The following is a 3,741-nucleotide window of genomic DNA, read 5'->3' on the forward strand; positions in this document are numbered from 1 at the left end:
CAGCGCGGCGTGCTCGAACGGCTGGCCGACGAACGCTATCGCATGATCATCCTGCCGTTTCGCGATGTCTGCGCGCGGCCCGATGATTTCTTCGAATTCCTGCGCTCGGCGGCGCTCGACGGCGTGGTGCTGGCCCCGCCAGGCAGCGACGAACTGGCCGTGCTCGACCGCCTCGATGCGGCAGGCATCCACTATGGCCGGATAGCGCCGCAGCTGGAGCCGGGGCGGGGCGCCTGCTCGTTGCTCGACGATACGGCGGCGGCGCGCGAAGTGGCCGAACACCTGCTCGCGCTCGGCCATCGGCGGCTGGCGGTGATCCTCGGCGATCCGACTCACCGCGCCAGCGCCGCGCGCAGCGAAGGCTACGCCCGCGCTTTTGCCGCGCATGACATCGGCGAAGACGCACTGTGCTTCGAGCCGGGCGATTTTACCTTCGCCAGCGGCGAGGCGGCGATGCGCCGCATCCTGTCACGCCCCGGCCCGCGCCCGACCGCCATTCTGGCACAAAACGACGACATGGCGGTCGGCGCCATGACCGTCGCGCGCGAAGCGGGCCTGTCGATCCCCGGCGACCTGTCGGTCACCGGCTTCGACGATTCCGACATCGCCCGCCTGATCATGCCCAAGCTGACCACGGTACGCCAACCCGTGTTCGACATGGCCATGACCGCCACCGACGGCCTGCTCAAACTCCTCGCGGGCGAACCCGCGCCGCCGCCCGTGCTCCACGCGCACGAACTGCTGGTGCGTCAGTCGACGGCGGCGCCTGCGGGGTAACGAGGGCTGGCTTCTACCAGAGTCGCTGGACGGCGAAACTGTCGAACAAGGCTTCGTTGGAAACCAGCAGCATGCCCTCGGCCAGTGCCTGGGCGATCAGGAAGCGGTCGAACGGGTCTTTGTGGATGATGTTCATCTCACCCGCGAGGCGGGCATGATGGACGCTGATGGACAGTTCGGCGAACCCCTGCGCGGCGATGATGGCCTCAAAGTCCTGCGCAAGCAACGCGGCGCCCGGCAGCTTGCCGATGCGGAACTTGGTGGCGACTTCCATCGCCGACGCCGCGCTCACTGCAATCGTGTTGGCTTCATCGGCAATGGCCTCACGGGCGCGGCGGCTCAAGGCTTCATCACCCGCCAGCCACCAGATCAAGGCGTGCGTATCCAGCAGCAGCCTCAAGCGAGATTCCACCCATCCAGCTCATCCTCGGGCAGCGGCTCATGGAAGCTCGCATCCAGAGCGATCTTGCCCTTCAGCGCTCCGAACACGCGGCACCCAACCGGCTCGACCGGCACAAGCCGCACCACCGGCACACTGCCACGCGCGATCACCACCTCACCGCCCGCCAAGGCGTCAGCGATCAGACGGGACAAGTTGGTCTTGGCATCGTGAACCGAGAACTGAGCCATAAGGCACCTCCTTGGCTAACCATATAGCTAAGTGCGACGCATGCTGCAAGAACCGACCGCATCCCCAATGACGGGAGAGGCCGCAATGCCGTGGTGCGCCAACAATGCCGCCGCTTGCACGTTAAAACCGGCAAATCGGAAGCAGCCGTACATTCACCGCCTAACGATGGCAGCAAGTCGTCGTTGCACAAAATAGGATCCGCAATCGGACTACTGGCGCCAGATTTTCGGTTGAGCAACCCGTACAAGGTGTCCGACTCGGAGTTGTTGCCGACGTTGGTGCGCGCGCTGAGTTCCCCAACGATATGCGTGGATAAGCGTCCTGGCGGGTCAGGGCAGGCCCATTATGCACAGTTTCGTTTCGGATTTCCGGTCGTTAGTTGGCGCGTAGGTCGCATCTAACTACATCGGAAAAGTCGCGGCTTTCTGCGGTGCGTTCATTAACTGTAGCGATGAAGCGAATCGTGCGTGCGACGAGTGGAATCGGGTGGCGGCTATTTACCCCCTTGTCTCGGATTCTGATTGGGGCACAGTTGGGCGGTGGCTGCAAAGCCGGGGGCATCAATACGTAATTACGGTTCTTTGCATTGCAGGCACAGAAACGCCGAGCAACCCCCTAGGAAGGGCTGACCGGCGCTGGTTGAAACTTGGCCGAAATCGGCTTGCGTATCTCCCCTTCTGAGGCTTTGACAATCGTCGAAGCAGGGCGGCACGTCAAGTTCGGTTTGGCCTATTTCGAAGGCAACTTGACTATGGCTTTTTACAAGTACCCGCAAGCCTTGGCTCACTCTTCGAGCCTAGCCTTTGACCATGTTTCACATCCCGGCACAGGAACGCCTCATTCAGGCATTTACCGCTGTGTTGGGTGTGGGATTAATGCTGCGTCGGTCGAGGGGCATCCCCTGCCGCCCCAGAATCATCATCAGCACTCGGCAACGCAAGGGGCGATTCGCTGGCAGTTGATCGTTGCTACTCATTGATAAATTGAAAGCCCTTGGCGTGCTGTCGGCGCGCCAAGGGCTCCGCTTAATTCCACGAATTCAGGGCGTAGTACCCGTCACATTAACGTCTGACGATGCTTTGATCATCATCGTGCGGACCTCAGAGAGGCAGTCAACTTGGAGCTTTTAGACGCTCAAAAAATCCAGTTATTTTTCATCTTCGCTGTGCCGGGGATGATAGCCCTGTATGTACGCGCCCAGTTCCTTGATGGGAAGATACCTGACTTCAAAGTCGGCCTTGCCACCTACGTTGCCATTTCTCTCATATACCATGCAATTTGGTTTTTGATTGCCCCCGGTATGTACGCGGTCAAGGTGGTATCAGCCAACGGATGCGAGAAGGTAGGTTGGGTCTTTATAGAGTTTATAGGCCCGGCGATTCTGGGTGTAGTATCTGGGATAAATGTTCGGAAGCAGTGGCTTAGAAAATTCCTAGCAAAATTTGGCTTGACTACAGTTCACCCTGTAGCGAGCGCATGGGATTGGAAATTCTCTGGTGTGCCAGAGTCATGGGTTTTGGTGGTCCTAAAAGATGGAAAGCAATGGGGCGGCGTTCTGAGTGAAAAGTCCTTCATATCTTCAACATCCAAAGAACGCGATATCTTCATTGAGAAGGTCTACGAAATTAAAAAGAGCGGAAAATGGGTAGGGCGGGATTCTGGCGTGCTCATTACTCACCAACAAATACAAACTATTGAATTTTGGCCAAAAGGATAAAAATTATGACTAATCGACGCACCCCAAGTATCGCGCAGGACGGCTACCAGCCTCGCCCCAACGTGAGCACCCACGGCTACCAACCTATTGCAGTAGCCCCGAATACCGCTCCGGCGCAGGGTGGGCACACTCCCACGACCAGCCAAGGTGGGAACTCCACTCCGCCTAACCAAGGTAGCGGTGGGAAGAAAGGTTGAATATTGAGAGCATGCGGCTATGCTCCAGTAACGACTTCAACAGCATGGAGCCAGAATTCGGGACATCAACGTAAGTAGATGCCTCGAATTCTCGGTGCAGTGGAATCCGTGAATAGCTCACCAGATTCGAAAAAACAACGGGTTATGGATCCGGGGGCGCAGCGATGACAGTTATATTTTAGGAAAAGCAAGAGACTGGCTTGCGGTTGCAGGTAAGGCAAGCGGGAAAAGGGATAGCAGCTTCGCGCCCGTCGTCATCGAAAATAGACTTCCCGGTTAGTCGAAGGGTTTCGGGCGCCGATAGGCGTACTAAACCCGGACAGGTACGACCCGCGGAGCCCCATAGGATGCGCTATGGGTAAAAGAGATTTGGGGTGGTCCCGGGCGGCAGATGCGGGTTGCCCGGCATGCTCGTCAGC

General features: G+C 58.5%; 5 protein-coding genes. 3 read left to right on the forward strand and 2 right to left on the reverse strand.

Features of this window, described 5'->3' with window-relative positions; all coding sequences use genetic code 11:
- Positions 1-777: substrate-binding domain-containing protein (locus tag P4L78_RS09975; RefSeq protein ID WP_309327877.1), on the forward strand; the 777-nt coding region annotated here is incomplete at its 5' end.
- 13 nt (positions 778-790) lie between these two features.
- Here P4L78_RS09975 and P4L78_RS09980 read toward each other — a convergent pair.
- On the reverse strand, positions 791-1,177 hold the full coding sequence (locus P4L78_RS09980) for a type II toxin-antitoxin system VapC family toxin (protein WP_309327878.1): 387 nt from the start codon (positions 1,175-1,177) through the stop codon (positions 791-793).
- Positions 1,174-1,407: a type II toxin-antitoxin system prevent-host-death family antitoxin gene (locus tag P4L78_RS09985; RefSeq protein ID WP_309327879.1), complete on the reverse strand. Its 234-nt coding sequence runs from the start codon at positions 1,405-1,407 to the stop codon at positions 1,174-1,176. The genes P4L78_RS09980 and P4L78_RS09985 overlap by 4 nt, the downstream gene beginning before the upstream one ends.
- A 647-nt stretch (positions 1,408-2,054) precedes the next feature.
- Between P4L78_RS09985 and P4L78_RS09990 the strand changes: the two genes are divergently transcribed.
- The gene (locus tag P4L78_RS09990) at positions 2,055-2,387 is read left to right on the forward strand and encodes a hypothetical protein (protein ID WP_309327881.1); all 333 of its coding nucleotides are present in this window, start codon (positions 2,055-2,057) and stop codon (positions 2,385-2,387) included.
- Positions 2,388-2,525: 138 nt separating this feature from the next.
- Positions 2,526-3,125: a DUF6338 family protein gene (locus P4L78_RS09995; protein ID WP_309327882.1), complete on the forward strand. Its 600-nt coding sequence runs from the start codon at positions 2,526-2,528 to the stop codon at positions 3,123-3,125.
- Positions 3,126-3,741: the final 616 nt, after the last annotated feature.

This window comes from Silvimonas sp. (assembly GCF_031291215.1).
Taxonomy (GTDB): domain Bacteria; phylum Pseudomonadota; class Gammaproteobacteria; order Burkholderiales; family Chitinibacteraceae; genus Silvimonas; species Silvimonas soli.

What these genes read in the sequence shown, in the direction of transcription:
- P4L78_RS09985 (WP_309327879.1), bottom strand. Translation starts at nt 1,407, where the DNA reads ATGGCTCAGTTCTCGGTTCACGATGCCAAGACCAACTTGTCCCGTCTG.